The sequence below is a fragment of the Pseudomonas extremaustralis genome, assembly GCF_900102035.1.
GTDB lineage: Bacteria > Pseudomonadota > Gammaproteobacteria > Pseudomonadales > Pseudomonadaceae > Aquipseudomonas > Aquipseudomonas extremaustralis.
Window position 1 is genome coordinate 3,826,412 of sequence record NZ_LT629689.1, and the last position, 25,748, is coordinate 3,852,159.

Genomic DNA, 25,748 nt, shown 5'->3' on the forward strand with positions numbered 1-25,748 from the left:
ATTGGCAATGGACCTGTGCCGGGGTTTGAACGCGACAAACGGTAAAAATTCCGTGACCGCCTCCTGAGCTGTAACAAAAGATTGGCCACGATTCCCGCTCCTTAAACCCTAGCAGACCCAGGCTGAACACGACCTGAGTACTTGCTACAGCAATTGTCCGCGAGAACGTCCCATGTTACGCCCGCACAAACGGGTTCTCACGCATCTCTTCCCCCAGACGCGTATCCGGCCCGTGACCGGTCACCACCGTCGCGCCCTCATCCAGGGTATACAAGCGCTGCTTGATCGAACGCACAAGGGTCGCCTGATCCCCGCCCCACAGATCGGTACGCCCCACGCCGCGCCGAAACAGGGTGTCGCCGGCGATCAACAGCTTGGCATCGGATGTCAATGTAGTGTGAGCAAATGAGCAGAGTGGCAAGCATCCTGCTATACCTAGGCAAGCTCAGGAGTTTGTACCTTGTTCAAGCAAAGTGAAAATTCGATATGTATAAAGTCAATTGGTCGCGGTAGGAATGGTGGTCACCCGCCCCCCCCCGCACAGATCCGTACGTGCAGAATTACCGCATACGGCTCCTGCCTTGGGTTTTAACGCCGAAGCGAGTTATAGGATGAGGATGCATTGGTAGCTCTCGTGGATAGGGTATGAACAAACGGGCCAAGGCAGTCATGCGTTCCCAGTTCAGGCGGTGTCGCTGACTCCGCCGTTTAAGGGCATGCCTCCACGCATCGATGATTTCACGACGAAAGCCATCCAGTCGTCGTGTATTACCGGGTACGTGGTAGTAGTTGCAGTAACCTTTAAACAGCCGGCTCAACCAATGTCCAATCACCGGAACTGGCTCGTGCCTGCGCTTATGTAACTGCGCCCGTATCTCCTTGATGGTCGCTCTCATACGCTTGGCGATGGTCACGCGTCCAACCACGAACATACCGTTCTTGGTTTGATTACAGATATGCGTGAACCCGAGAAAGTCGAAAGTTTCCGGTTTTCCTTCTCCATTCTTCCTGCGATCTTCGATTGCAAACCAGCCAAACCGTAACAGACGTGTTTTCTCTGGATGTAGCTTCAGGTTGAACTGAGCCAGTCGGGCTTCCAATGCATGGCGAAAACTCCATGCTTCTTCATGCTTTTCAAACCCAAGCACACTGTCGTCTGCATATCGCACGGCGATCATCTGACCCCATGCAGTACGCTCGCGCCATTGCCTGATCCACAAATCCATCACGTAGTGCAGGTAGATGTTGGCGAGCAACGGCGAAATGGGCGCCCCTTGCGGCGTGCCCTGCTTCGCAGGAATCCGCTTTCCATTTTTGAGAACGCCTGTACGTAGCCATCGAGCGATCAGCGCTAGCATTCGCCTATCTGCGATTCGGTGTTGCAGGAAACACATCATCCAGTCGTGATCGATGGTGTCAAAGAACGCCTGAATATCAACGTCCAGTACCCACCGCACGCGCGAGTTTTGTATACCTACCGATAACGCATCCAATGCATCGTGTTGCCCTCGACCAGGGCGAAACCCATACGAGAGTCCGAGAAAGTTCTGCTCGTATATTGCGTTGAGCACTTGCACGGTCGCCGTCTGGACGATCTTGTCTTCCAAAGCGGTTACGCCCAGCGGACGCTCGCTACCATCTGCCTTCGGGATAAATACCCGCCGAACAGGTCTGGCTCGATAGCGCCCACTGTGCACTTTGTCATGCAATGCTTTCAGCTTCTCATGAAGGTCTTGCTCGTACTCTCGCCACGATATTCCATCCACGCCGCAAGCCGCGTCTCGCTTGAGATTGTAGAAACTCTCGCGCAGTAATTCGACCGTTACGTGGTGCAATAGACTCGTGAACTTGACCCGGCGATCCCGCCGGGCTGCTTGACGTACAGCGAGCAACCCTGACAACGCACTTGTCCGGCTCTGCGTCCGGGATGCGGAAGGCTGTTCACTGTTCCCCTTGGCTAACTCCCTTTCCTCCATCACCTCCGCCGGGGCAAGCCCTTTGTTCGGCAACTTCTCAGGTACTACGGAGTTATCCGACTTCTCATTCGCGTAGACGGCAGACTTTTGGCTTGTGGCCTTACCTGCCCCATCTGGCTTGTCACGACCAGACACGAATGAGATCTCCCAGCTTCTGTACAATTGACTTCCCAGCATGCTCAGGGTCTACGACCGCGCAGGGCGTGTAGCATGACTTGCGATTATCGTCATACACACTATGGCCTTCCGCTTCACATAACAGCGTCGGCGCCCCGGACTCATGATTTCGCGGCTCAATGGCTGGCCTGCTGATTTCCCCTGCCAACGCTTCGCCATACACCTCACGATGTATCACGCATGACTCGAGGTCGAGGTGTTTCGCCATAACTTCTCTCGTAGGGACTTTCACCCTTTATCAACTGCCAGCTTGGCTGGCGCTCTATGCGATCCATAAACCCCACCTACCGTATGGCCGTGGTATGAAGTCAGGTATCCAAGTCGGATTCATGCTCCACTTGAGTTCTTACCCCAAATAACCGGTCGGCTAACTGCCGACCTCGCTCCAACCCTTCAGCCGTCAACCAAATCGATTTGTTCTTGTTCACCGGATTACTGATGAAACCATGTTCATGCAATCGGTTCATGGTCTCGAAGTCGAACCCTTTCCAAGCATTGCCGTTATCAAAACTGAAGGTTGCCAACAGGGCAAGCACGGCTTCTTCAATCAGTTTATCGTCGTATTCCATGATCGTTGCTCCGCTCGTATTCTTTGAACTCACCGTAAACCCCACCAGCCATCAAGATGAATAGCGCGCTTAACTATGCATCATCGGCGAGCAGTTCCAGGGCAGTAAAGCTTCGTAATCCTCAACCGAAGAAGCCGTCGGCAGGCGTTCAAGTGCGTGGCGCAGCCACGCATAGGGCACTTGGCCGTTGGCTTTAGCCGTCTCGATCAAACTGTAAAGTTGAGCGCTGGCCGTCGCGCCTTTGGGCGTGTCGCTGAACAGCCAATTCTTACGCCCGATCACGAAGGGCCGGATCGCACGCTCGGCGGCGTTGTTGTCGATCTGCAAGTAACCGGCTTCGGTGTAGCGCACCAACTTGCTCCAGTTGTTGCTCAGATAACTGATCGCCTTACCCAGCGCGTTCTGCGCGGTTACTTGAGGCTGGTTTTTTTCCAGCCAAGCGTACAACTGCGCCAACACCGGCAGACTGTGGTGCTGCCGACTTTCGTGGCGATGTTCATCGTCGACTTCTTTTAAATCTCGCTCGATACCGTACAGCTTGTTAATCAGATTCAGGGCGATATCCGCACGCCCGGTTTTGCCCTTAGGCTGCACCTTTTGCGCCTCGACGAACTTGCGTCGCGCATGTGCCCAACAGCCTAAACGCTCGACACCGGATTGCGCACCCAAGGCGTTATAACCGGCGTAATCGTCGGTCATCAGGTAACCGCGATAACCTTCGAGCAAGCGCGACGGAACCTCCTGCGCCCGGCTGGTCGAGTAGTCAAAAAGGATCACCGGCTGATTCGGCGGCCCGCCAGTTTGCACCCACAGCCAGGATTGGCTGGTCGGCTCTCGATCCGGTTCTTTCATCACCTGGACCCGCGTTTCGTCGCAGTAGATGACGCGACTTTCCAGCAATCGATCCCGCATCAAGTTGAGCAAGGGTTGCAGGTGTTAGCTGCACTGGATCACCCAGCGCGCCAAGGTCTGGCGTGGGATATCGATACCGTGGCGGCCCAGCACTTTTTCGAAGCGGTGCAGTGGCAGGCCATCGACGTATTTGGTCGTCAGCAACATCGCCAACACACTAGGGCTGGCCATGCTCTTTTCGATCAGTTGCGCAGGCTTGTCTGCGGTAACCGGTGCGGTTTCGCAATCGCGGCAACCGTAGACCTTGCGCACATGTTTGATCACGCGGATTTGCATCGGCACGATCTCCAGCTGCTCGCTGATTTCCTCGCCAATGGCGTGCTTGCGGCAACCGCAGGCGCAGGTCAGCTCGTGCTCGGGCAGTTCGTGAATGACTTCGATACGCGGAAGATCTGCAGGCAGAGGCTTGCGTTTGCCCCGTCGCCTGGTCGGCACTACGACCTCTTCTTCAACCGCTTCGTCGACTAACTCGGCGACGCTTTCAGCTTCGTTGAACAAGGCCATTTGCGGGGTCGCAGGATCGGCAGTCTGCTCTGACTTGCGCCCGAAAAGACGCTGACGCAACAGCGCGTTTTCTTCTTCGAGATGAACGATCTTGCCCTTATCCGACTCGCGCTCACTCAGCATTTGCTCAAGCAGTTGCTTGAGCAAAACAGGGTCGTCAGGAAGGTCTTTGGGCATGGAAATCATGCCCTGGATTATACCGAATCAGGCGACAAATCGAGGCGTCAAAACTTGATGCGGACGGTTGCGCAGTTGCGCCACAAATCAAAACCGTCTAGTAACCAGTTGAGCTCTTGAACCGTCAGCACGATGGCTTCATCCGAACAATCCGGCGACGTTTTGAAGCGCTCAGACTCCAGCCGTTTGAGCCAAAGGCAAAAGCCGTTGCGCTCCCAGTAGAGGATTTTCACGCGATTACGTGGGCGATTCAGGAAAACGAAAAGCACGGGATCGAACACCGCGACTTTAATATCCAACTCAACCAGAGCGGCCAGGCCGTCAATGGATTTTCGAAAGTCCACGGGTTTGGGGTAGAGATAGACTTTTTCGACTTTGGCGTCGGGTCGCATCATGAGGGGCTGGCTCCAGAAAGAGATCGAGAGCGCAGCATCGAACATCAAATTGCGGCTTGGAATGTGGGGTTCATGGAGCGGTTACGAAGGAAGGCTCTCACACAACAACCCTACCGCTTTACTTTCGGCAGCTTCTGCCCAGGTACGAAATCGGGAAACTCTATCCCCTGATTGTGCTATCTGATTCTGAATGCTACTGCGGCTTTGCATAGCTTCCCCTGATGCATACGGTGCATGACAAGACCTGAGAAGGCAACTATGAAATCAATAAAAAGGACATGTTTTACATTTGCGGGGCTTCATATGGAGTTTCTTCAACGCCAAACTCAATACCTATAGCCATGATTTACCTGGCGAAGGGCGATTGATAAATATCTCGCTACGGCGCAGCAGACAATCACTTAAATAGTGCCACCACCACTAGCTGTTCCACGTCTGGAAAAACTTGCTCTTAATTTTATAAAGTCATGCAGCGCGCCTGACAATCAATGTATTGGAATAGGTTCCAAAACAAACTACCCCCCTTTTACATCACTTTCGTAGAAAGGATATTTATGCAAAAACATCATACACAATAGCTCAACTCGAGAGTTGTGGTTATCTCCAAACAGCCTAACCTCCAACTCCTCTATATCTGCCTGAGGCATTTTTCCTAAAAAATGCACGAGATCAAGCATTGAAAATCCGTACTCTTCATTTTTTATTGTTATGCCTCCAATGGTTTTCTTGGCCAGTTGATCAATCTCATCAGCGCCACTTTGAAAAAGTTTTTTATAAAGTTCTGGATCGGCCGCTCCTTTAAAAACAATATCTATTTCAGGCTCCAGCCATAACTTGGTCCCCGCCGGCAGATTAAGGTGTCGACTGATTTTTTTTGGAGGAAGCTCTCTTGGATCAGCCAGATTTGCACTAGCCGTTGCCTCATGCACTAGCTTAAGCGCGGCGCTAGATTTAGCCTGTGTATTGGGATTAATAATAAATAGCGACGAGAATCGAGTAAATATTTGAGGTGGCTGTTCTATTAGGCCAGGAATATGAACCTGGAGCCAGCACTGTATAATTGCAGGCTTTTTAGAAAAGAAATTTATACGACCAATCTTATCAGATATACTCCTGAGAGCATCCTGAACAACGTCTCTAGCATGTTCATTCGTGATACCCATAGTCAGCCCGTTATGACTGCAGGCAACCTTCGTAACATCAGCAGCAATCACTCCGTAATACTTATTCAGCAGATGCCTTTTTGTTGGCATTCTAGCTAAAAGCTGCTGTTTGGCCTTTAAGAGATTTTCCTCTAATTGCTTACTATTTGAAACCCTTTTGCATTCAATATAGAAGTGGTATCGCCCCTTGGACGCGATGATATCGGTATCGGTCGTAAGGTCTACCAAAAAACCCGCCAAACAAAAATAGCTGGCAACCCTAAGTTCAAATTGAATGTTTCGCGATTCTGTATTCTTGTCTAAAGCGGCAAAATCAGAGCCACCCACTATTTTTGTTAGTCTTTCATCGACACCATTCGGCACGTATTGCTTTAATCCTTTGAGGATAAGCATAAGCTCATCAACCTCTCTCAGGACATATAAATACCAGTCCAGACCATGTTGAAAACGATCATCTGTAACATTTTTGAATATACTTCTTGGATCAAAATTCTCCAATCCTGTCTCCGAAGCAAGCTTCAGATACTTCTGGTAGCGGTCGAGGCGAGTATTTTTAGTTTGTATACCCCGACCTTCCAGAAAAGATCTAAGCTCCTCTAAATCAGAAAATCTATCATCAATCGAAAGACTCGGAAGCGAGTGAGTTGGCTTTGAATAATTGGCCTGTTGGTCCGTCATAAAACTGCTAGCCCCTCACATTAAAAAATAAATACTCGCCTGTAAATAATCACAAAAAAAATGACAGAGCACACGTACTTTCTCTGCTTTCCGCCCGAAGCATCAATTGCTTAAAATGCTTATATCATAGTCATCCCTGACTCTAAAATCCTGCCAATTCCGAAATCTCAGACTGATTAAAGATATCTCAGCTAACGCACCCCGAGCCCCGTCAGATGACGGGATTAGATTATTGAATAAGATAACATCATTCAGAAACTAAAAATTCTTTTAGCCTTGTGGCACAGCTAACTGGAGATTCGGCAATATCTTTGCCTGAAACCCTGAAAGAGCGGATACCAATCGCTTGAAGCTTTTCATCAATCGCAGCATCCTTCGCTATCGCTGCTTCTGATGTGTGATGAGCCAATGAATCACAGAATACAGCGACTTTCTCACTTTCGAAAAAGAAGTCAGCTTCAGTTATATTAGTATGCTGCTTACCCGTACGCACCCCACCCTCCCACATTGATTGTAAGGATGGAAACGTAGAGCCATCAGGGAAAATATACATCTGAATTTTTGGGTGCAGCCCTATTTGACTCATTGCCTGCAAGAGGAAAAGTTCTATCGGAGAGTCACAACCCCATATTTTCACTGGCTCAACCTTCACGAATTTCTTAAAATAATTTTTGAGCCTGTACTTGCGATAATCACCAATCACCCCCTTATTACCTTCAAGCAGTGTAGTGCACATACCTGGATAAGAAGTTTCCTTAGACTGATATTTAGAAGCAATAAAATAAGTCCTGTAAACAATCCCTATCACATCGGAGCAGACATTATCACTCCGAGGAATGTCACCAATAGCATACAGGCCAAAGGCATTAGAGAACGGGTTAAACCCCCTGTAATGAGGTTCCCCCTCCAGAATCCTTTCCAAATCAATTTTTTCGATCCAACTTGCGCTAACCTCCGAAGGAAAACCATTCTTCTGAGCAGGGCGCAACGAAACATGATAGGGCAGCCCATAAAGCGCTCCATCACGTCTTTCAAATGAGTGACAGCAGACGACTACATTTATCATTTGAAATGTATCACCGCGATCTTTATAAAAAGCGATAGCCTCTTCCGAAGGGTTCACTCGAACGACGGGAACCCCGTCTAAGAACTCATTAGATAGGCCATAAATAGCTGACTCTGACGGTTGAACGCCGTCCAAATCAAAAATATCGTTTGCCAAAAATTCTCCGACTGCACCTGCCAAATCTATTTTGAAAGGCTCATCTGGAAGCTGGGTATAATTCGGAAATGTAAAAAGCTCTTTTGGCCTATTTTCAATATCGCCAGTTTCGTTTGGCATACCCCTCCCCAAGACTTTTAGAACATCAATGATTAATCGCGCCGGAGCAGTTTCTTACGAGCATCGCTGAACTCTTGCTCAGAAATATGTCCATATTCTTTCAGCTTTGCCCATTTAATCAACTCATCAGCATGATAAACAAGATGTCATTTAGTCTCTCGTCAGTCCGTCTTTTCTTTCACTGACGGGAAACGTGCTGAGGCATACCGCACGACGAGAATCGAAACGGAAAGCAGCACCACACCACCTGTGAGGTAGAGAATCCCCTCATCTGGAGATTTGTGATGCGACACATCGCTAATCAGCAGTCGGATCAGAGCCGTTACGCCGATGTAGAGAAGAAAGCGCAAAGGCATATGATTCGTGCGGAAATATATTCCGCTCATCGCCAGAAGCTCTAGATAAATGAACAGCAGCAGAATGTCATCGACGCTGATTTTCTCCTGGTGGAGCATGTCGATGAATGTCGTGATACCTGCGTAGACTGTGATCGCTCCGATCCCGAAAAGCGCAACGTAATGGAATAACTCAACCCCAAGGTTGCCAATACTGTTAGCCCCTGCGTGCAGTCTTTCCCGCATACGATCCGCCCATTTCATACCTTCCCCCTCCCCTTACACGCCAAATCCGGCAAAAAAACATCCGTGCAGCAAATCATAGCCGTGAAAACCACAAACTACGCCATAACCCAATGATTTTGTTTGGATTTTAAGAGCACCGAGAATTGAGAAAAAATGTTAGTAAAAGGATACTTGGTCTTGAAGTAAATCCCGACCATGGCGCCCAATTCCAGGTAGATGAACAGCAGCAAAAAGGGGACACAGCAAAAAGGGGACAGATTTATTTTCCCAAATTCCCGCTCGGCCGGCCCTGTCCTCGTTGCTCTATCCGTACACCAACAATCCGCTCCACCTCATCCACGAAACGGCTCGTCCCCGTCAACTGACCTCGCTGCAAAGCATCGCGTATTAACCTGATCTCATCCGCTGGAACGGCTTGGCGTACGAACTCCTCATACCGATGACAACGCTCCGTAGCTGTATCACCCAGAGCAACAAAGCATGGATCAGCGTCCAGCCAATGGCCGTCTGGCACATCACCTACCCGGATTCGATAGCTTGACCACGGGTAATCCGCAGCATCCGACACCATACGAGCTCGTACAGGATTCAATTCGATGTAACGACAACAGGCAAGCAAGTAAGAGTCCGACTGCACCACACTGGATTTGTAACGGCTTTCCCATAACGTGCCTGAACGTCCCTCCAATCGATTGCGGTAGCGCGTCGCACGTGCAGCTAGAGCCTTCATCAACTGCCCCAACCCAGCGACCGACTCCCCCGGAGCCAGCAACAGATGAACATGATTGGTCATCAGACAGTAGGCGTAGACTTTTACGCCAAATGCATCCTTAAGCTCGTGCAGATCTGCGAGGTAGCGTTGATAATCCTCTGAAACGGCAAACACCACCTGACGGTTATGACCGCGTTGTACGATATGGTGTGGGTAATTCGGTAAAACAATACGTCCCATCCTGGGCATATTTGACTTCTCCTCCGTGGAAGCTTTCAGCTTAGCAAAAAATCAAAAAATAAATCTGTCCCCTTTTCCTTTAAAAATCACACAAACATCTAATCCATTGCTACGCTTAAAGCGATCAATTTGATATTAGCGTCGCTTTCCACAAGCGTCCATCTTCCGAAAATTCCATGCGTAGAGCGTACGTCTTAAACTCATACTTCAGCCACTGCTGTACATAGCCGATTAACATATCGACTCTACCTGGCGCCTCTTTGCTAGGCGAGCCTAGCTCTGCAATAACATCTTCAACACGCCATGCTTGAGCTATACGACCAAGCACATCTTCCTTATATGCCGAATAACCTTCGTGAGGCTGCACCGAAAAATGAATGTGATTTAATTTTCCCGAACGAAACCCAATCTCTATGCCAGATTTAATAAACTTATAGAATCTTGTCTTACCTTCCGGGTCATTATAGTTATCCGGGGTTTCCGAAACGACTGGCAACTCTCCGACTCTTCGACATAAGTCGGTAACTATTCCCCCGCTTTCATCTTGACCAAGAGCCCGAACAAAATCCGACCAAGTGTTCATTATTTAATGACCCCCGCATTGCGATTTCTTTCCACTATTTTTTGAACAGTTTCATCTACTAACTTCGAATCATAACCTCTACTGTTCAGATTTGCCCGCAAAGCTTCTGTGTCACGACAAACTGCACCGCACAGATCCGCAGCATCTTGCTGAATCTGAGCAGGAGTATTTTTCCCGCCATACGTCGGACCTGCAATATGTACATCTCGTGGAACCTCTACAGCAGTAGAGTTTTGGTAGAGAGTCTTGGTCTCCAACTCAGTAAGGGGGCGGCCCAACTCTGCTTCCTTTGCTGTGCGCAACGCAGCAAATGAAGGGATATGGTCGTGTTCTAGACCATCTCCAACAACCTCTCTTGCCTTAAGGTTTTTATAGGCGTCGACCTCAAGTTCTTGAACCGCCGTTTTTGAAGGCGCGGATTCTTTTGCACCAACTAATCAGTAATAACCGCTTCTACCTCTCCGCCCCGAATTATGACCCGCCCCCAATCGCCAGACAGAGTATAAGCACCAGCAACTCTAACAAAACTGTCTATATTTCCATAGTCCAAATCACCTGTACTATCTACAAACCCTATGCGTCTTCTATCAAACCATTCGATAGAGTCCGCATTAAAAAACCGCAACAGAACCTTGCGATAGCAATACTGTTCTCCGTTTTTCGGCTCCTCATATTGCGGGTGATTCTTAGTAAGAACAGCATCTAATTCAAATATAAGTGATCCTGCCACCTCATCAATCGACAAAACGTAGCTATCTTCGAAATAAAAATTTGAGAGTGATAGAATTTCATAATAGTTCATGTCGATTCTCACAGATCGAAGTCAATTGAGGTGTGATTGCCTGGGCTTTTCCTAGTTACAGGATTACCAAAGGCATCGGTTCTTTGACCTGTAGCATCCTTAAATTCAACATGTGGATCAGAACTTCCTGGCGCGCGCGAGCTACCTTGTTTGATTGTCACACGAGGAATGCCATTCTCGTCAACGTATTTGAGGGGGCCACCATCGGTCTGAGAGGGCTTCCAGCCTTGAGCCTCCGCGTATTCCTTTAACTCACTTGCTTTTGTCGCGCGACCGGTTTCAAAAATTTTATCAATGCCTTTTGCACCCGACGCTCCGGCAGTCGATGCACCATCAGAAACTGCTGCCGCCCCACCTTCTGCTGTGCTCGAACTTAAGCCCGCCGCCCCCTCACTAACCTCACTAAACAACCCACCAAAGGATGGTAGCGAAGCAAGAGCACCCTCCATGGCTTCAGCGCCCAAGGCACCAAACCTACCCGCCATGCCGCCCATGAGGGTCGCTGCCATCAGGGCTGTCTGATTAGGAGGGTTTGTCGGTGACGATCCAACGATCGGCATCCCCATGCTGTCGGTCTGGTTGGTGGGGTCTTGCGCAGCGATATCACCCTCAGGATTACCGCTAGCCATCTTGGCGAACATTCTGCGGAATGCAGCCGCCCCTTCCATCAGTTCCTTCAGGTGAAACTCAAGGTTGTACTTCTCCCCAGCCCCACCAATCATGCTGCCCGTTGCAGGATCACCGCCGGCCGCTGCTGCGGCAAGCAAGCCAATGATCTGGGCCGTGGCGATCTTGCTCTGGCTTCCCTGATCACTCAGGTCACTCTGGGCAAACTGATCACTGACATACTCAGCCAACAGTCCGTTGGCAATCGGCGTCAGGCCTTCGGCCACACCACCGGCAATGGCGCCACTGGTGAAGTCCTGTCCCTTGGCGACCGAGATCAGGCCGCCCAAGGTCGCATGCAGCAGCATGGTGGTCGCAGTTCCGGGATCAACGCCCAACTTCTGGGCTAGGTCACCAACGCCCCGGTTACCGGCAGCAGCTGCCAGATCCAGCCCCTCGTTGACTAGCGCGCTGCCCAGGTTGCTACTGAAGCTGCCACCCTTGATGGCAGTGGAAATGCCACTGCTGATCACGGCATGCGCACCACTGCGCACAAGAGTGTCCGTTGCATTGCCCCAGGAGAGCATGCCGCTGGAGTATCCAGGGTTCTGCACAGGTCCTGCGGTAATAACCTGCGAACCACCATTTGGGGCGCCTTCAGCAGGTTTGAACCAGGTACTGTCGGCGTAACTGATAGCACCTGCCGTCAGCCCACTGATCGCCGCATTCTTGAGACTGTCGGCACTGAAGGTGTCGCCTAGCGCAGCCCCCAGGTTGCCCTTGTTGTTGATGACGCTGACAGCACCGGTGCCCGCCATGGACGTCAGTACTGCCGTGCCGATGATGTTGCCCAAGCCTGCCGAGGTCGCCGCCGTGGTCGCAGTGGCAGTGGTCGCCGCCGCCATGGTGCTGCCCATGCCCAGCGATTCACCCGCCGATGCAACCAACGTGCTGGCAGTACCAGCAGTCAACACCGTCACAATGATAATGATCGCCAGCATCGCCCCCCGCCCCAAGGCTGGAGTTGCTGTACTTGTAGGAGTCGTGAAGCTCCTTGATCTGCCGCCAGTCGACGTCGCCGCGTTTCTCGGCGTCCTTGAGCCAGGCCAGTTGCGGGTCGGCCTGGACCATGGCGTCGATAGCCTGACTCACGGTCTGTTCGTTGACCTGCTTAACATCGATGTGCAGGCCATCGACCGCCTTGATCACCACCTGCCCCTTGGCCGCCATTTCGGTCTGCTTGAGGGTCTCGTCGGTGCTGCCCTTGCCCTTCATGGTGTTCCAGGCCAGGTTGGTGTTGCTCTTGGCGTGGTCTTCCTTGTGCAGGTCCTTCACCCCTTCGAAGGTGATGGCGCCGCCGCTTTGCAGGGTCAGGTCATTGCCACTGTCGAGCTTGGCCGCCTGGTAGCGCTGGTCGCCCGTGCTGATCAGGCCGATATCGCCACCGGCCTTGATCTGGCTGCCCACGTTGGTGACCTGGGTGACTTCGTCGTGCTGGGTCTTCTTGCTGCCCCAGGCCCCGCGCTTCGTCATGTCGTACAGCGAGAAGTCGCTGTCCTGGGCAGCCAGCAGGTCCAGCTCGCCGCCCGACACCAGGTAGGCTTCATGGCCGGCATCGACCTGGCTCGACACCAGGGTCATGTCGGTGCCGGAACTGAGCCTCACGTCACCGCCAGCACTGACGCGGGTGGCGACCTGGCTGACGTGGTCATGCTGGGAGGTGACCTTCTTGGTCTTGCTGTAGTCGTGCTCCTCGTTCGCGGCCGAGGCCAGGATCAGGTTTCCTGCCGCGGCCATCGACAAATCGCCCTTGGCGTCGATCTGGCTGGCGACTGCGGTGAGGTCGCGTCCGGCATTGACCGTGAGGTTGCCACCGGAAGAGACGTTGGAACGGTCCTGGGTAATGCTCTGGTCGCGGTTACGATCGCCACGGGTGTTGCTGTTGATCTCTTCGGCCGAGGTTATGTTGACGTCGCGACCGGCCTTGAGCGTGGTGTCGGTGCCACTCTTGAGGCTGCTGCCGACGTTATCGATATCGCGGCCTGCCGTGACGGTCAGGCTCTGCGTCGCTTCGATCGCCGCCGCGTTGTCAGCAAAGGTGCGTTGTTCGGTCTTGCTGTCCGTACCGCTCTGGTGAGTGGTCAGGGTGCGCTCGTTGATCACATCGCCCTGCACCGCCGTCACACCGACATCGCGGCCGGCGATGATCCCGCCCGCCTTGTTGGTCAGGTCGTTGCCGGCCAGGGCATCCAGGCGATTGTCCGCCTCGAGCAGGCCTCTGTTGACCAGGTCATTGCTGGCGGCGGCCGTCAGGTTGCTGCTGGCACGCAGGGTTCCGGCGTTGCTCAGGTCCTTGCCGGCGATCAGGTTCACATCGCTGCCCTGGACCAGGGCACCATTGGCGGCCAGGCGGTTGTTGGCATTGGCGAGGTAGAGCACCGGCACCAGCACCTGCTCACCGTTAACCGTCTCGTTTTCCATCCAGACGATGTCATGGGTCAGGGCTGCGACCTGCTCGGAAGTCAGGCTGACGCCCAGTTGCAGATTAAGCGCCTGCTTACTCTCCAAGGCGTTGTTCATCAGGTACTTGAACATGCCGTCGTCGGAGGTCTGGCCATCGATGAAGCGCTGCCCGGTACGCGCCACGACCGCCTGATCAATCAGTTTTTCCTCGTAGAGCCCATCGCCCAGGCGCTTGGCGCTGGTGTCCGGGTCATAGCCGAGGTTGGACAGCAGGTAGTCCGAGCTCATGAACTGCTTGAGATCGGTCAGGACCGGGTTGGTCTCAATCAGGTATTTCTGCGGATTGCTCCTGGCCGAGGTGTCCGGCAAACCGGCCACGTGCGCGAGGCTTGCAGCCGGCGCACTGTTATCCGCTTGCCCACTCAGGCGGAACAGTCCGTTGCTGCCCGTCGGCAGACTGAAGCCCGGCAGGCTGACCGGATTGACCTGCTGCTGTGCCAGGTCCGGCGGCAGTTGCTGGTTGACCGTGACGAAGGTGGAGAACTTGCTGGATGCGGCCTGGGTGTCGGTGCGTGGTCCACTGCCGACGTAGGTGTAGCCCGGACGCACGACGCTGCTGTCGATGTTGCCTTGCGCCGTGACATTGACCGCGCCACCGGCCTGGATCACTGCGGCATAGCTCTGGTCGCCGGCATCGATCTTGCGGGTAGTGCGGAACTGCCCCAGTTCGGTCTCGGTGATACCGATGAAGGCGCTCATGGCCGCTTGCAGGCCACCCAGGTTGTTCGGGTTGTAGTCGGCGGCGCCCAGCGAGTAGTGATCATTGAACGACGCGGCGCTGTCGTACCACATCCCCGCATCCCGAGTACGCTCGGACAGGAATGTACGCGAGGTCTCGGTCTCGCCGGTCTCTAGCCCGCTGTTGGTCAGGTTCGAGAGTGTCGAGCTCAGCGCGCCACCAGCGGCAATGGTACTGCTCTGGTTGAGCAGGTCACCGCCCAGGAGGGTCAGGTTGCCGCCGGAAGTGATACTGGAAGCCGCGCTGGCCTCGGTGACCTCGAACCTATCGCGTTGGACGATCTGCCAGACGTGGTTCTGCTTACCGCTGCAGTCGCCGGCGTTGTAGTCCTCGATGCACTGGACTTCGGAAATCGACGCGGTGTAGATGCCCTGATCGGTGGTGTTGAGCACCGCCCGCACGTTCTTGATCGTGCTGGCCGCCAGGCTCATGGTCCCATCGCTTTGCAGCGAGCCGGAGCTGTTGAGGATGCTGCTGGCCACCGCGCCCTGCCCGTCCCGATCGACCGTCAGGTTGCCCAGACTGTAGACACTGGCATAACTGTTGGTCAGTGAATCGACCCGCAGCCCCATGTCACCACCGCTGAAGATCAGGCCATGGTCATTGAGCAAGGCACCAGTGGTGGCGGTGAGTTTCTGGGCGCTGCCCAGGGTGCCGTAGTTGTTGAGGCTGGCAGCGGTGACCGTCATGTCGGCCGCAGAAGTCAGGCGCCCGCTGTTGTTCAGGATCCCGTCGATGTTGATCGTGGTGTTGCCACCACCGGCCACGCTCGCAGCCGAGTCCAGGTCAAGCTGCGCCGCGTGCAGCCCCAGGATGCCCAGGCTGCTCAGGCGTCCCTTGCCGGCATAGCCGCCACTCAGCACCACGCTGGCCGTGCCATCACTGCCGATCAGGCCATCGTTGGTCCAGGCGGCTCCACTGCCGGTCAGGCTGCTGGAGGCCAGGAGCTGGCCACCGGCGGTCTGGCTCAGGTGGTTGACGTTGACGGTCAGGTGATCGGCCTGGATCGAGCTGCTGTTGGTCCAGCTATCGGCCGTGAGTGTCAGGTCGCCATAGGTGACCAGTTGACCACCCACATTACTGAGGTTAGCCATGCTGATGGCGAACAGGCCGCTACCGGCATGCAGCAAGCTACCGCCCTGGTTCTGGAAACTGCCGGCATCGAGCCCGAGGTCGGTGTTGGCCGTTTCCAGGCGCCCGTTGCTGTTGTCGAGCAGGCCGCCAATGTTGAACACGGTCTTGCTGATCTTGCCCAGCGCCCGTAACTGGCCGTTCCGGTTGTTCAGGCTCGCCGCGCTGATCGTCAGCGTGCTCTGGCTCTCGACAATACCGCCGGTGTTGTTCAGTGCGCCCTTGAGGTCGAGATTGATCTGGTTGCCACTGATCTGACCGTCGTTGCTGCCGCTGTTGTCGAAGTCCGTGCCGCTGACCTGTACGAGATTGCTGGCATAGACGCCGCCATTGCGATTGTCGATATTGCCGCTGCGGACATCGAGTACCGCATCACCCGACTGAGCGGCGATGCGGCCACCGTTGTTGTCGATACCGCCAAAGGCATCGAGCGCCAGGCGCTGGGCCTGGATGGTGCCGCCCTGATTGTTGTTGCTCAGGTCGTAGCCGTTCTTCAACACGCCGACGATGTGGCTTTCGAATGCGCCCTTGACGCTGGACAGCAGGCCGCCGCGACTGTCGAGGTTGGCCGCGGTGATGCTCAGGTCACCGTCCTGGGCGATGACCTTGCCGCTCTGGTTGTCGATGTCGCCGGTGACATTGAGAGTGACCGCGCCCTTGCCTTGCAGGGAGCCCTTGCTGTTGCCCAGGCTGTCAGCATCGAGTTGCAGGTCGGCATTGCGGCTGGCGATCAGGCCGCCGGTGCTGTTGTCGACTTTACCGCTGGCCGTGACCAGCAAGGTTTCGCTAGCCCCGATGGTGCCATTCTGGCTGTTGTCCAGGCTGCCGGTGAGCAGAGTCAGCAGGTCCTGGCTGTTGATCCCGCCGTTCTGGTTGTTGATCTGCGTGCTGCGCTGGAGCAGCAGCGGGTCTGCGCTGGACAGCTTGCCGTAGTTATTGGTCAGGGTCCCGAGCAGGTCGAGGGTGACACCGGCATTGCCGGTGAAGGTGCCGTGACTGTTGTCCAGGTCGGTACCGGTGAAGCTCAGCGCGTCATCGGCGCTGATGGTGCCGGCGTTGTTCAGGGCCATCGCCTGAAGGGTCAAGGTGGCCGAGCTGGTGATGGAGCCGCCCAAGGTGTTGTCGAGCAGGCCGGTGAAAGTCAGCTTCTGGGCAGCGCCGCTGGAAAGGACGCTCTGGTCACTGTTGTCGAGGCTGTCGGCGGTGATGGTCAGGGCCTTTTGGCTGACCACCGCGCCGGCGTGGCTGTTGAGCAGCGCACCACTGAGGGTGACGGCGACATCACCGCTGCGACTGGAGACGGTGCCGCTGTTGCTGTTGTCCAGACTGGTGCCGTTGACGGTCAGGCCCTGCCAACCGGAGATGACGCCGTTCTGGTTGTTGATCGCGCCGGTAGCGGTGAGGCCCAGGGTGTTCTCGGCCATCACCAGGCCGGTGAGGTTGTCCATCGTGCCAAGGATCAGCGTGCTGCTGGCCTTGGTGGAAACTTCGCCTGCATTGTTGTTCAAGTGACCGAGGGTGACAGTCAGTTGGCCGACGCTGTTGATCAGGCCGCCCTGCCCGTTCAGTACGGTGTCGGCGCTCAGGTTCAGGCTGTCGGCGCTCAGGACCCGACCCTGGTTCTGGTTGTCGACGGTACCGGCGGTAACGGTGGTCTGGCGTTTGCCGCTCAGGGTGCCGCCCTGGTTGTTCAGGATCTGGGCGGTGGTGACGGTCAGGTCGCGGCTAGCGATAACGCTCTTACCGGCGTTGCTAAAACTTTGTGCGGTGACGCTGACGTCGCCTGCGGTGTTGCGGCTGTTATCAGCATTGACCCCGGCTTCGATGATGCCGTTGTTGGTCAGTTGGCCGCCGCTGTTGAGGGTGATGCGGTCCTTGGCGACTAGGTTGTTTTGACTGGTCAGGTCGCCCTGGGTGTTCACGTCCAGGGTGGTGCCAGCATAAACCGGGCCCTTGGCTTCCAGGCTCAGCGCCTTGACGTTGACAGCGCCGGTCGCCGCCGCGTCGACCATGCTCAGATGGCCATTGGCATCGAGCTGGATATCGCCGCCGCTGGCGACCATCTTGCCGTCGAGCTTTACCCCGACACCGGCCTCGGTACCCACCAACTTGATCGCTCCGGCATACATGCCGCCCAGGGCCGAGGAGTCGATGGCCAACTGTGGGGCATTGTTCGGATTGGCGGTACGAGGTGTGGCTTGCAACGTCTTGGCGTCGACGTCATTGGCCCCCGCGATGATCGCCAGCTTGTTCGCGTTGATCTGTGCGTTGATGGTCGCCGCACGGGTGATGATTTCGAACTGGTCAATGTTGTTGGCGTTCAGGCCTGCTCCATCGACGGACACGCTGCCCTGGTCGACCTGATAACCCGAAACCTGCCCATTGGTGATCACCGGCTTGCCGGTAGTCAGTGTCGCCTGCGGCGTGTTGATGAAGCCGCAGCCGTTGCAGGTGATGCCATAGGGGTTGGTGACGATCACATGGGCCGACTGCCCCGCCACTTCGGTGTAGCCGCGCAGTTGGCTCGGGCTGCCGCCGTTGACCTCGTTGAGGATGGTGGGCAGCGCGTCCATTGAGATTGCTGTTGCCCAGGATGATCCCACCCAACTGAGTCGACTGGGTACGGCCAGTGACGTTGTTGAGGATCAGCCCGTTGCTGCCAACGTTGTAGTTCTGGAACTGGTTGTGCGACAGGCCGCTGGCATTGGGGGCGGCAATGTTGACGATGGGTACGCCGTTGCCCGCCTGGCCGAGCGTCGTGCCCGGTGCGCTGACCACGATGCCATCCGCCTGCGCCCATAGCGGCTGCCAGAACATGACGTTCGCCAGCAGGAAAGCGATCCCGCGTTTGGGCAACCCGAGGAAATGGTCACGGTTTTTCAGGGCTGCAGAAGGCTGGCGCACGAGGAAGGCGAACTGGCGAACGTCCATGTCAGGCATCTCGGATCAGTTGAAGCGAAAAATTAGAGAAAGAAATCCAGGCGGAAATAGACCGGCGCTTCACGCTCGGTAATGGGCGTCGGCCGTTCCAGGGAATGGGCGAAGGTCACCGTCGCCGCCAAATGCTGGCCGCGGGCGAACACTTCCAGCGAGTCGCTGGTCATGCGTCCATGCTGCTCGGCGTTGTAGCGGTCGTGACGGATCACGCCCTGGTCATAACCGACACTGGTGCCGTACTCCGAGAGCAATGGTTTGAGCCAATCCAGGGTGACCGGACGGCTCCAACGCAGGTCGTTACGCCAGTAACCACCGCTGTCACCGGACAGGGTCTGGTCCTGATAACCACGAATCGACGACTGCCCACCCAGGCTCATGCGCTGTGGGCTGAACAGCACGTCCTCGCTGCGCTGGCCGGTCATCAGGCTGCTGAAGCTGAAGGACTCGCCCCACAGTTTGAACGGCTGCAGGTAGCTGACGGTGGCGGTGTACTTGCGATAGCGGGCATCGGCCTGACCCGGGCCCGGGTCATGATCACCCTGGGCGTCGAAGGCACCGATGCCATCCTGCAGGCCCAGGTCAACGTTGAGGAAAGCCCCGCCGATTCGACGCCCGTGGTTGATACCAAAGCCCGACTCGCTGAGGCGATTGCTGCTGACCGCCAGCTTGCTGTCTTCGATGAAGTTGTTGGTACGCAGGTAGGTCAACGTGGTGTTGAGCGAGGTCTTGCTCACCGCGTCCCGGTAGACGACGCGCTCCAGTTTCAACTGGTGGTTCTGGCTATCGCCACTCTGCCTGAAGGCAAAGCCGCTGGCCTGGGCCTGTGAACGGTATTCGCTTTCGCTGTAGGTGTAGCTCAGGTTCCACCAGCCGAATGGCAGGTTGTAATAGAGCATTGCGTTGCGCGAGTTTTTCCTCGTATCGCCGACCACATCATGACCAGCCCTCAGTGAAAACTGGTCGGCCAACCCCAGCGGGTTGTCCCAATCGAAGTTCGTACCCGCCTGCTGCAGACCAGTACCGCGCTGGCCCTCGTTGCTGTACGACAGGCCAGCCCGCCAGGGTTTCTGCGGATTGTTCTTGACCAGTACTTCGCTGCCGCCCACTTCCTTGCCCGGCGCCAGCTCCATCTGGGCCTGGTTCGACGGCAGGCGATTGAGCTGATCGACCATTTGCTCGATTTCCCGCAGATTGAGCAGGTCGCCCGGCTTGCCAGGGAAGCTCATTTTCAGCTCACGATCGGAAATGCCGCTCCCCTCGGCGCCCTTCAGGCCTTCGAGCTTGCCTTCGACCACCAGCACTTTGAGGTTGCCGCTGGACAGGTGCTGCTGCGGCAGGTAGGCGCGGCTGGTTACCAGGCCCTTCTCTATGTAGGCATCAGTGATGACCTTGAGCAGCTCGTTGAGCTGCGGCACGCCCAGGCACTGGCCGACGTAGGGCTTGAGCAGGCGCTCGCGCTCGCCGGTCGAGAGCGAGTTCGCACCCTGCAGGTCGATGGTCTTGATCGGGAAGCAGCGGGTGTCGACCGGTGCCTGCTGCGCCATTGGCGTTACGGCCTTGCCGGGCAATTCCTTGAGCTCTTCGAGGCGGCGGCGCTGTTCTTCGAGGAGGCGATCCTGACGATCGCGGATCAGGTCTGTATCGCCAGGGGTCGGAGCCGCATGAGTGCTGAACGAGAAGCTGCTAATGATGACGGTCAGCGCAGCAACGATGCTCGTCCTGAGAAATGAGGTGTCCATACGCGCCCTACAGAGATGGCTCTATGCCATCAGTCGGCGGCAATACTATGGCGCCAATTTTATGGCGTCAATTTGTCAAAGATGAATTTTTTTCTAAATGTTTCACGTGACATTACTGCCTACTCATGGGCCTGAAAATCGATAACTCCCCCCCTCATTTCTAAACTCATCAGCGACGGCTGGCCAAATTTTCATCTCAAGGGCCGCCGGTCACGGGATAGGTGCGCTTGCACCAAGCAAAAAACCTCAAATTAACCCAATAACAGAGCAGCAAAGGTCACCGAAGGGCCGAAAAACCACTCAATGTGGTGAGTAGGTTATCCGGTGGTGGTAGCGCCTGAGTTCAGGCGACCTGAAATCCGACTTTTTCAACAGAGTCGGCCGATTTCTGCCCTTCGTGAACGGCAGCTTCGGGTTGATTTACACCGGTCAGGCTCGGCCAGCGGACTGGTCAAATCCGATGCAAACAACTGGTCAAGTCGAATGCAAATGGGTGGTCAAGTCCATGCAATTACTCAAAGATGGACGATTCGCTGCTGATCGTGGTCGTCCAGCCATAACCCTGCCCATGATCCATCGCCACCAGTCCTGAGGAATATTGATAGCCGCTCGTTTACTCTGGGATCTTCGCAGGCCGTCCATCGAGCAGTATCGGCGGAGTCCGGAACGTGAAAGGCGGTGATAGCGCTGTTGTTGTATTCAGGTTCGGGATGCAAAGTCATGTAGCGGCCCCCGGTAGAGTTTGAAAAGCGTTACGCAATGAGTTTGCAAGGTGTCTAAAGAATCCGGGGCGATTCAGAGGGTCGGCTTTGCGGTGTTCATGAACGGTCCTTTCGTGCAGGTGCAGTGTGGTTTTCTGAGGGGGCTATTAGAACAGAGTGGGGCTGCTGCGCAGCCTGACACGAGCAACAACAAGCTCGTCAGCCATGGAAAATCGCACGCTAACCGATCAACTTCAATTCCTGCGCCCTCGCCACCGCCTGGGTGCGCCGCTCTACCCCCAACTTACTGTTGATATGGCTCGCATGGGTCTTGACCGTGTGCAGGGAAATGAACAACCGGTTGCTGATTTCCTGGTTCGAGCAGCCCTGGGCGATCAACTGCAGCACCGCCATCTCCCGGGCGCTCAAGGCCTCATGGCTGGGTGACGCATCCATGACGACAACGGCAGGCAGAAGCGCCAACAGGGTCTGGTTGAGTAACCCACCGGGTTCCTTGCCGAGCTGCTCGCGCATCCAGTCCGGATGTTTTTCCAGCAGCCGCTGGAACGGTTGCAGCGCCCCTCCCGCGCCCGCCTCAAGGGCCTGGGCGAGCACCGCGCTCGCTTTGGCTTCGTGGCCGCTTTCCAATAACAACTGTGCCTGTTGGGTCAGGGCCATCAGGGCAATCATCTGGCGCCCGCTGTTGTGAGCCTGTTGCGCCAGTGCTTCGAGCCGTTGCAGCGCCGCTTCAGGTTGATGGCGAATGGCATCCAGTGTCGCCTGTTGCAACCCGATATGTTGCGGCAGGTGCGGGTGAAACTCCGGTGCGGCAGCAGCGTGGTCACCGTTGTAGGTTTGCCCCAGACGCGTCAGCCAGGCGTCGGCCAGGTCGGTGCGGCCCTGGGCCAGCCATAGCTCGCACTTGATCAGGGTAATCATCGCTAGGTAGTAGATCGGCGGCACGTCCCAGATATGCATCAAGCGCTCGGCCTCGGCAAGCTCGGCGAACGCGTTGGCAAAATCGTTGCGGCGCCCTTCGAAGCTGGCGATCACGCAATGCCCGATCAGTACGCTGATGTCGCGGCATGCGCGGGCTTCGACGAGTCCGGCGCGCAGGCTGGCAAGCCCCGCCTCGGGCTGCAAGCGCACCAGCAACAGATACCCTTCATAGAGCGACAAGCGTGCGCGCACGGCATACAGCCGCTGAGGCGCCAAGCCATGCAGGCGTTGCAGGCCTTGGCGCACTTCATCCAGCGAGCGCAGGATTTCGCCCCGCGCCTGCAACACCCGCGCGCGGTCGTAATGGGCCAAGGCTTCGAACAGCGGGTTGCCGACGCGCTGCGCCAGTTCCAGGGATTCACGATTCAAGCCACGGGCGCGCCATAGATCGCCGTCGACGATCGCTAGGTTGGACAGGGTCGACAGGCACATCAGCCGCTGGCCATAACGCCGCTGCGGCAGGCTGTCCAAGGCTTCGCTGCAATAACGCTGGGTCAGCTCGCGATCACCTCGCCCCCGGGCGACGATCCCGCTCAGCGCCAGCCACTGTGCCAGCATCGACTTTTGCGCGGTGGCCGACGGCGCCGGCAGGAAGCGACTGAGGTAGCCCGACAATTCCTCGGCCGCATCCAACTGACAGGCCAGGCCCAACGCCCAGCTATAAAGCACGATCAAGCGCGGCGTGCTGATCAGCAGGCTGTCGGGCAAGTCCATTTTCCAGCGCAGCAGCATGCCGACGTTCTGCTCGGCCAGCAGTTGTTCCTCGGACAGGTTCTGCACCAGGTTGGCCGCCACATCCAAATGGCCCGCACGCAACGCCTGCTCCACCGCTTCGTCGATCAGGCCCTGGGCATTGAACCAGCGGCATGCGCGCAGGTGCAGGCTGGCAGCGGGTAACACGTTGCTGCTCGCGCGACGGGTGCGCAGCAGGTCCGAGAATAAATGGTGATAACGGTACCAGTGGCCCTGATCGTCCAAAGGCACCAGGAACACCTGATGGGAATGCAGGTAGCGCAGGATTTCGGCGCTGTCGTGGGCTTCACGCACGGCGTCGCACAGCTCGCTGCAAAAGCGCTCCTGGGACGCGGTGTCGAACAAAAACGCCTGCACCTCGGCCGGCAGGCAGTCGATCACCTCTTCCAGCAGATAATCGCGGATCAACCCTTCGCCACCATGCAGGCTTTGTGGCAACGCGCCTTCACTGCCGGCTTCGGACGCGGCCAGCAGCCAGAAGCGCAGGCCGGCCACCCAGCCTTCACTGCGGCGGATCAGATTGTCGAGGGCCTCGCCACGCAATGAACTGCTGTGGCGATCCAGCACGGCCAGGGATTCGGCATGGGTCAGGCGCAGGTCCTGCTCATGCAGCTCCAGCAAGTGCCGCGACAGGCGCAGCCGCGCCAGGTGCCAGTCCGGGCGTTGGCGACTGGTGACCAGCACCACCAGGCCATCGGGCAAATGGTTGAGGAAAAATTGCAGGCAACGGTCAAGCACCGGCCCCTGGGCCAGATGGTAGTCATCCAGCACCAGCAACAGTGGCGCGCGGGTGGACAGGTGCACGGTCAGCTCATCGAGCAGGCCATCGAGCCATTCTTCAAAGGCAAAGGGTTGGTGACGCTGGCGCATTTTCAGCAGGCCCAGGGATTGGGCGCCGAGTTGCGGGAAGTATTGCTGCAAACCGTCGAGCAGGCGCTCGAGGAAACGTCCGGGGTCGTTATCCCGCGGGCTCAGGCCCAGCCACAGGCTTTGCCAATGGGCCGGCAGGCCCTGGCAGAACTCCACCGCCAACGAACTCTTGCCGAACCCTGCTGGCGCGCTGACGAGCAGCAGGCGTCCTTCCAGTCCAGTGCTCAACCGCTCGCACAAGCGCGGTCGCGGCACGTAGCCATCAGGCAGCGGAGGTCGGTAGAAACGCCCTTCCAGGGGCGGAATGACCGCGCTGGCAGGCCTTTGGATTCGGGACAGATCAGTCATCGCCGGGCTCTTGTAGAAGGCTGTTGTCGGCATTGCAGATGTCCGCAGACTAGCGGTAAAAGCGGCAGGTTTGTAGAGCTTTGCAACATTTGCCTGAAAAAGAACTACGACAAGAAATGTGAAAAGGGGCTTGCTCCCGACTGCGCTGGGTCAGCCAATGGATTTATTGGCTGTCAGACCGCTATCGGGAGCAAGCCCCCTCCCACATTTGGCTATGTGTGCAGCTTAGCGAACACCGTCCTGGCGCAGGGCCGCTGGGGTGAAGTCGCTGGTGGTGGCGGTGAAGCCAAAGTCATACGCCTGCTTCTCTTCGTTCTTCATGCCCAGGGCCAGGTAGCGGCCGGACTGCAGATCGTAGAGGGTTTCCAGGGCATACCACGGCACTTGTTTGTCGTAGTAGTTCTCGGCGTGGGCTTCGGCGACGCGCCACAGTTGGCCACGACCGTCGTAGTGATCGATCACGGCCGCTTGCCAGGTGTCTTCGTCGATGAAGAAGTCACGTTTGGCGTAGATGTGGCGCTGGCCTTCCTTCAGGGTAGCGACCACGTGCCAGACGCGGCGCAGCTCGTAGCGTGCCAGGTCCTGGTTGATGTGGCCGGCCTTGATGATGTCGACGTATTTGAGCTTCGGATCGTCGATCTTGTAGCTGTTGGAGGCGATGTAGATTTCCTTCTTGCCTTCCAGTTTCCAGTCGTAGCGGTCCGGCGCACCGTTGTACATGTCAAGGTTGTCGGAGGTACGCAGGCCATCGGCGGCGGTGCCCGGCCCGTCATAGGACACTTGCGGCGCCCGGCGCACACGGCGCTGGCCGGCGTTGTAGACCCACGCCGAACGCGGTTCCTTCACCTGGTCCAGGGTTTCGTGGACCAGCAGCACACCACCGGCCAGGCGCGCCGGCGCGGTCACTTGCTGTTTGAAGTAGAACAGCACGTTGCCGGGGTTTTTCGGGTCGAAGTCCTTCATCTTGTCGCGGAACACGAACTGGTCTTTGAAGTACACCAGGCTGAACGAACCGTTGGTCTGCGGCGTGGCCTGGGTCACCAGGCGCGTCACGCTGCCGCCGCGATAGCGGGTGATGTGGTTCCAGATAACTTCCACGCCACTTTTAGGAATCGGGAACGGCACGGCGGTTTCGAAGTTTTCCAGACCGTTGCCGCCGGACACCAGATTGGTATGGGTGGCGTTCTTCTTGATGGCGGCGAACACATCGGCCGGCACGGTAGCGCCGCGATGGGTCGGGTAGACCGGCATCTTGAAGGTTTCCGGGTAACGCTTGAACATCGCGTACTGCCCCGGCGCCAGCTTGTCTTTGTATTGCTCGACGTTCTGCGCGGTGATGATGAATTGCGGTTGTTCATTGGCGTAAGGGTTGGCCAGGAATCCACGGGCATCGACGGCGCCGGCGTTGGTCGGCATAGGCGACCATTTAGGGATGGTCCCCGCTGCGTTACCGGCCATTTCGGCGCCCATCGGGGTCAGAGTCGTGCCGAGTTTGGCCGCTTCATCCGCCGAGACTGCGGCCATGACGTTGCTCGCCAGGATCGACAGCCCAAGCACACCGATGTGCAACAGACTTTTGGTTATTTTCATG

General features: G+C 56.3%; 15 protein-coding genes and 3 pseudogenes. All 18 read right to left on the reverse strand.

The window, feature by feature from the left end:
- Positions 1-175: 175 nt before the first annotated feature.
- Positions 176-379: pseudogene (locus tag BLR63_RS17685) on the reverse strand (MBL fold metallo-hydrolase); the annotation flags it as partial.
- A gap of 181 nt (positions 380-560) precedes the next feature.
- A complete protein-coding gene (ltrA, locus tag BLR63_RS17690; protein WP_373419550.1) occupies positions 561-2,111 on the reverse strand; it encodes a group II intron reverse transcriptase/maturase in 1,551 nt (516 codons plus the stop codon).
- A gap of 350 nt (positions 2,112-2,461) precedes the next feature.
- On the reverse strand, positions 2,462-2,722 hold the full coding sequence (locus BLR63_RS17695; protein ID WP_010565694.1) for a DUF6429 family protein: 261 nt from the start codon (positions 2,720-2,722) through the stop codon (positions 2,462-2,464).
- A 69-nt stretch (positions 2,723-2,791) separates the two neighbouring features.
- Positions 2,792-4,324: pseudogene (gene tnpC / locus BLR63_RS17700) on the reverse strand (IS66 family transposase).
- Positions 4,325-4,362: 38 nt separating this feature from the next.
- Positions 4,363-4,710 (reverse strand): IS66 family insertion sequence element accessory protein TnpB, encoded by a 348-nt coding sequence (tnpB, locus tag BLR63_RS17705; RefSeq protein WP_010565695.1) that lies wholly within the window; start codon positions 4,708-4,710, stop codon positions 4,363-4,365.
- A 515-nt stretch (positions 4,711-5,225) separates the two neighbouring features.
- Positions 5,226-6,551: a hypothetical protein gene (locus BLR63_RS17710; protein ID WP_010565696.1), complete on the reverse strand. Its 1,326-nt coding sequence runs from the start codon at positions 6,549-6,551 to the stop codon at positions 5,226-5,228.
- Positions 6,552-6,798: 247 nt separating this feature from the next.
- Complete coding sequence (locus tag BLR63_RS17715) at positions 6,799-7,893, reverse strand: hypothetical protein (RefSeq protein ID WP_042947016.1); 1,095 nt, start codon at positions 7,891-7,893, stop codon at positions 6,799-6,801.
- A 161-nt stretch (positions 7,894-8,054) separates the two neighbouring features.
- Positions 8,055-8,492, reverse strand: a complete 438-nt coding sequence (locus BLR63_RS17720) for a phosphate-starvation-inducible protein PsiE (protein WP_010565698.1) — start codon at positions 8,490-8,492, stop codon at positions 8,055-8,057.
- A gap of 241 nt (positions 8,493-8,733) precedes the next feature.
- On the reverse strand, positions 8,734-9,435 hold the full coding sequence (locus tag BLR63_RS17730; protein WP_010565699.1) for a transposase: 702 nt from the start codon (positions 9,433-9,435) through the stop codon (positions 8,734-8,736).
- A gap of 115 nt (positions 9,436-9,550) precedes the next feature.
- Entirely contained in the window at positions 9,551-10,009 is a 459-nt protein-coding gene (locus BLR63_RS17735; RefSeq protein ID WP_010565700.1) for a hypothetical protein, read from the reverse strand.
- Positions 10,009-10,287, reverse strand: a complete 279-nt coding sequence (locus tag BLR63_RS31260) for a hypothetical protein (RefSeq protein ID WP_130926155.1) — start codon at positions 10,285-10,287, stop codon at positions 10,009-10,011. Before BLR63_RS31260 ends, BLR63_RS17735 begins: the two co-directional genes overlap by 1 nt.
- A 155-nt stretch (positions 10,288-10,442) precedes the next feature.
- Positions 10,443-10,811, reverse strand: a complete 369-nt coding sequence (locus BLR63_RS17740; RefSeq protein WP_010565701.1) for a hypothetical protein — start codon at positions 10,809-10,811, stop codon at positions 10,443-10,445.
- 8 nt (positions 10,812-10,819) lie between these two features.
- The gene (locus tag BLR63_RS32385) at positions 10,820-12,418 is read right to left on the reverse strand and encodes a DUF637 domain-containing protein (protein ID WP_231998083.1); all 1,599 of its coding nucleotides are present in this window, start codon (positions 12,416-12,418) and stop codon (positions 10,820-10,822) included.
- Positions 12,345-18,383: a two-partner secretion domain-containing protein gene (locus BLR63_RS17745; RefSeq protein ID WP_010565703.1), complete on the reverse strand. Its 6,039-nt coding sequence runs from the start codon at positions 18,381-18,383 to the stop codon at positions 12,345-12,347. Before BLR63_RS17745 ends, BLR63_RS32385 begins: the two co-directional genes overlap by 74 nt.
- Before the next feature lie 55 nt (positions 18,384-18,438).
- Positions 18,439-18,750 (reverse strand): annotated as a pseudogene (locus BLR63_RS32390) (two-partner secretion domain-containing protein); the annotation flags it as partial.
- 23 nt (positions 18,751-18,773) lie between these two features.
- On the reverse strand, positions 18,774-20,486 hold the full coding sequence (locus tag BLR63_RS17750; RefSeq protein WP_010565704.1) for a ShlB/FhaC/HecB family hemolysin secretion/activation protein: 1,713 nt from the start codon (positions 20,484-20,486) through the stop codon (positions 18,774-18,776).
- 941 nt (positions 20,487-21,427) lie between these two features.
- On the reverse strand, positions 21,428-24,157 hold the full coding sequence (locus tag BLR63_RS17755) for a LuxR C-terminal-related transcriptional regulator (protein ID WP_010565705.1): 2,730 nt from the start codon (positions 24,155-24,157) through the stop codon (positions 21,428-21,430).
- A gap of 225 nt (positions 24,158-24,382) precedes the next feature.
- Positions 24,383-25,747 carry a DUF1329 domain-containing protein gene (locus tag BLR63_RS17760; protein WP_010565706.1) on the reverse strand — a complete coding sequence of 455 codons (1,365 nt, stop codon included), beginning with the start codon at positions 25,745-25,747 and terminating at the stop codon, positions 24,383-24,385.
- Between the last annotated feature and the right edge of the window lies 1 nt (position 25,748).

Coding starts and splice junctions, on each gene's coding strand:
- BLR63_RS17695 (WP_010565694.1), bottom strand. CDS start 2,722: ATGGAATACGACGATAAACTGATTGAAGAAGCCGTGCTTGCCCTGTTG.
- tnpB (WP_010565695.1), bottom strand. CDS start 4,710: ATGATGCGACCCGACGCCAAAGTCGAAAAAGTCTATCTCTACCCCAAA.
- BLR63_RS17710 (WP_010565696.1), bottom strand. CDS start 6,551: ATGACGGACCAACAGGCCAATTATTCAAAGCCAACTCACTCGCTTCCG.
- BLR63_RS17715 (WP_042947016.1), bottom strand. CDS start 7,893: ATGCCAAACGAAACTGGCGATATTGAAAATAGGCCAAAAGAGCTTTTT.
- BLR63_RS17720 (WP_010565698.1), bottom strand. CDS start 8,492: ATGAAATGGGCGGATCGTATGCGGGAAAGACTGCACGCAGGGGCTAAC.
- BLR63_RS17730 (WP_010565699.1), bottom strand. CDS start 9,435: ATGCCCAGGATGGGACGTATTGTTTTACCGAATTACCCACACCATATC.
- BLR63_RS17735 (WP_010565700.1), bottom strand. CDS start 10,009: ATGAACACTTGGTCGGATTTTGTTCGGGCTCTTGGTCAAGATGAAAGC.
- BLR63_RS17740 (WP_010565701.1), bottom strand. CDS start 10,811: ATGAACTATTATGAAATTCTATCACTCTCAAATTTTTATTTCGAAGAT.
- BLR63_RS32385 (WP_231998083.1), bottom strand. CDS start 12,418: ATGCTGGCGATCATTATCATTGTGACGGTGTTGACTGCTGGTACTGCC.
- BLR63_RS17745 (WP_010565703.1), bottom strand. CDS start 18,383: ATGGACGCGCTGCCCACCATCCTCAACGAGGTCAACGGCGGCAGCCCG.
- BLR63_RS17750 (WP_010565704.1), bottom strand. CDS start 20,486: ATGGACACCTCATTTCTCAGGACGAGCATCGTTGCTGCGCTGACCGTC.
- BLR63_RS17755 (WP_010565705.1), bottom strand. CDS start 24,157: ATGACTGATCTGTCCCGAATCCAAAGGCCTGCCAGCGCGGTCATTCCG.
- BLR63_RS17760 (WP_010565706.1), bottom strand. CDS start 25,747: ATGAAAATAACCAAAAGTCTGTTGCACATCGGTGTGCTTGGGCTGTCG.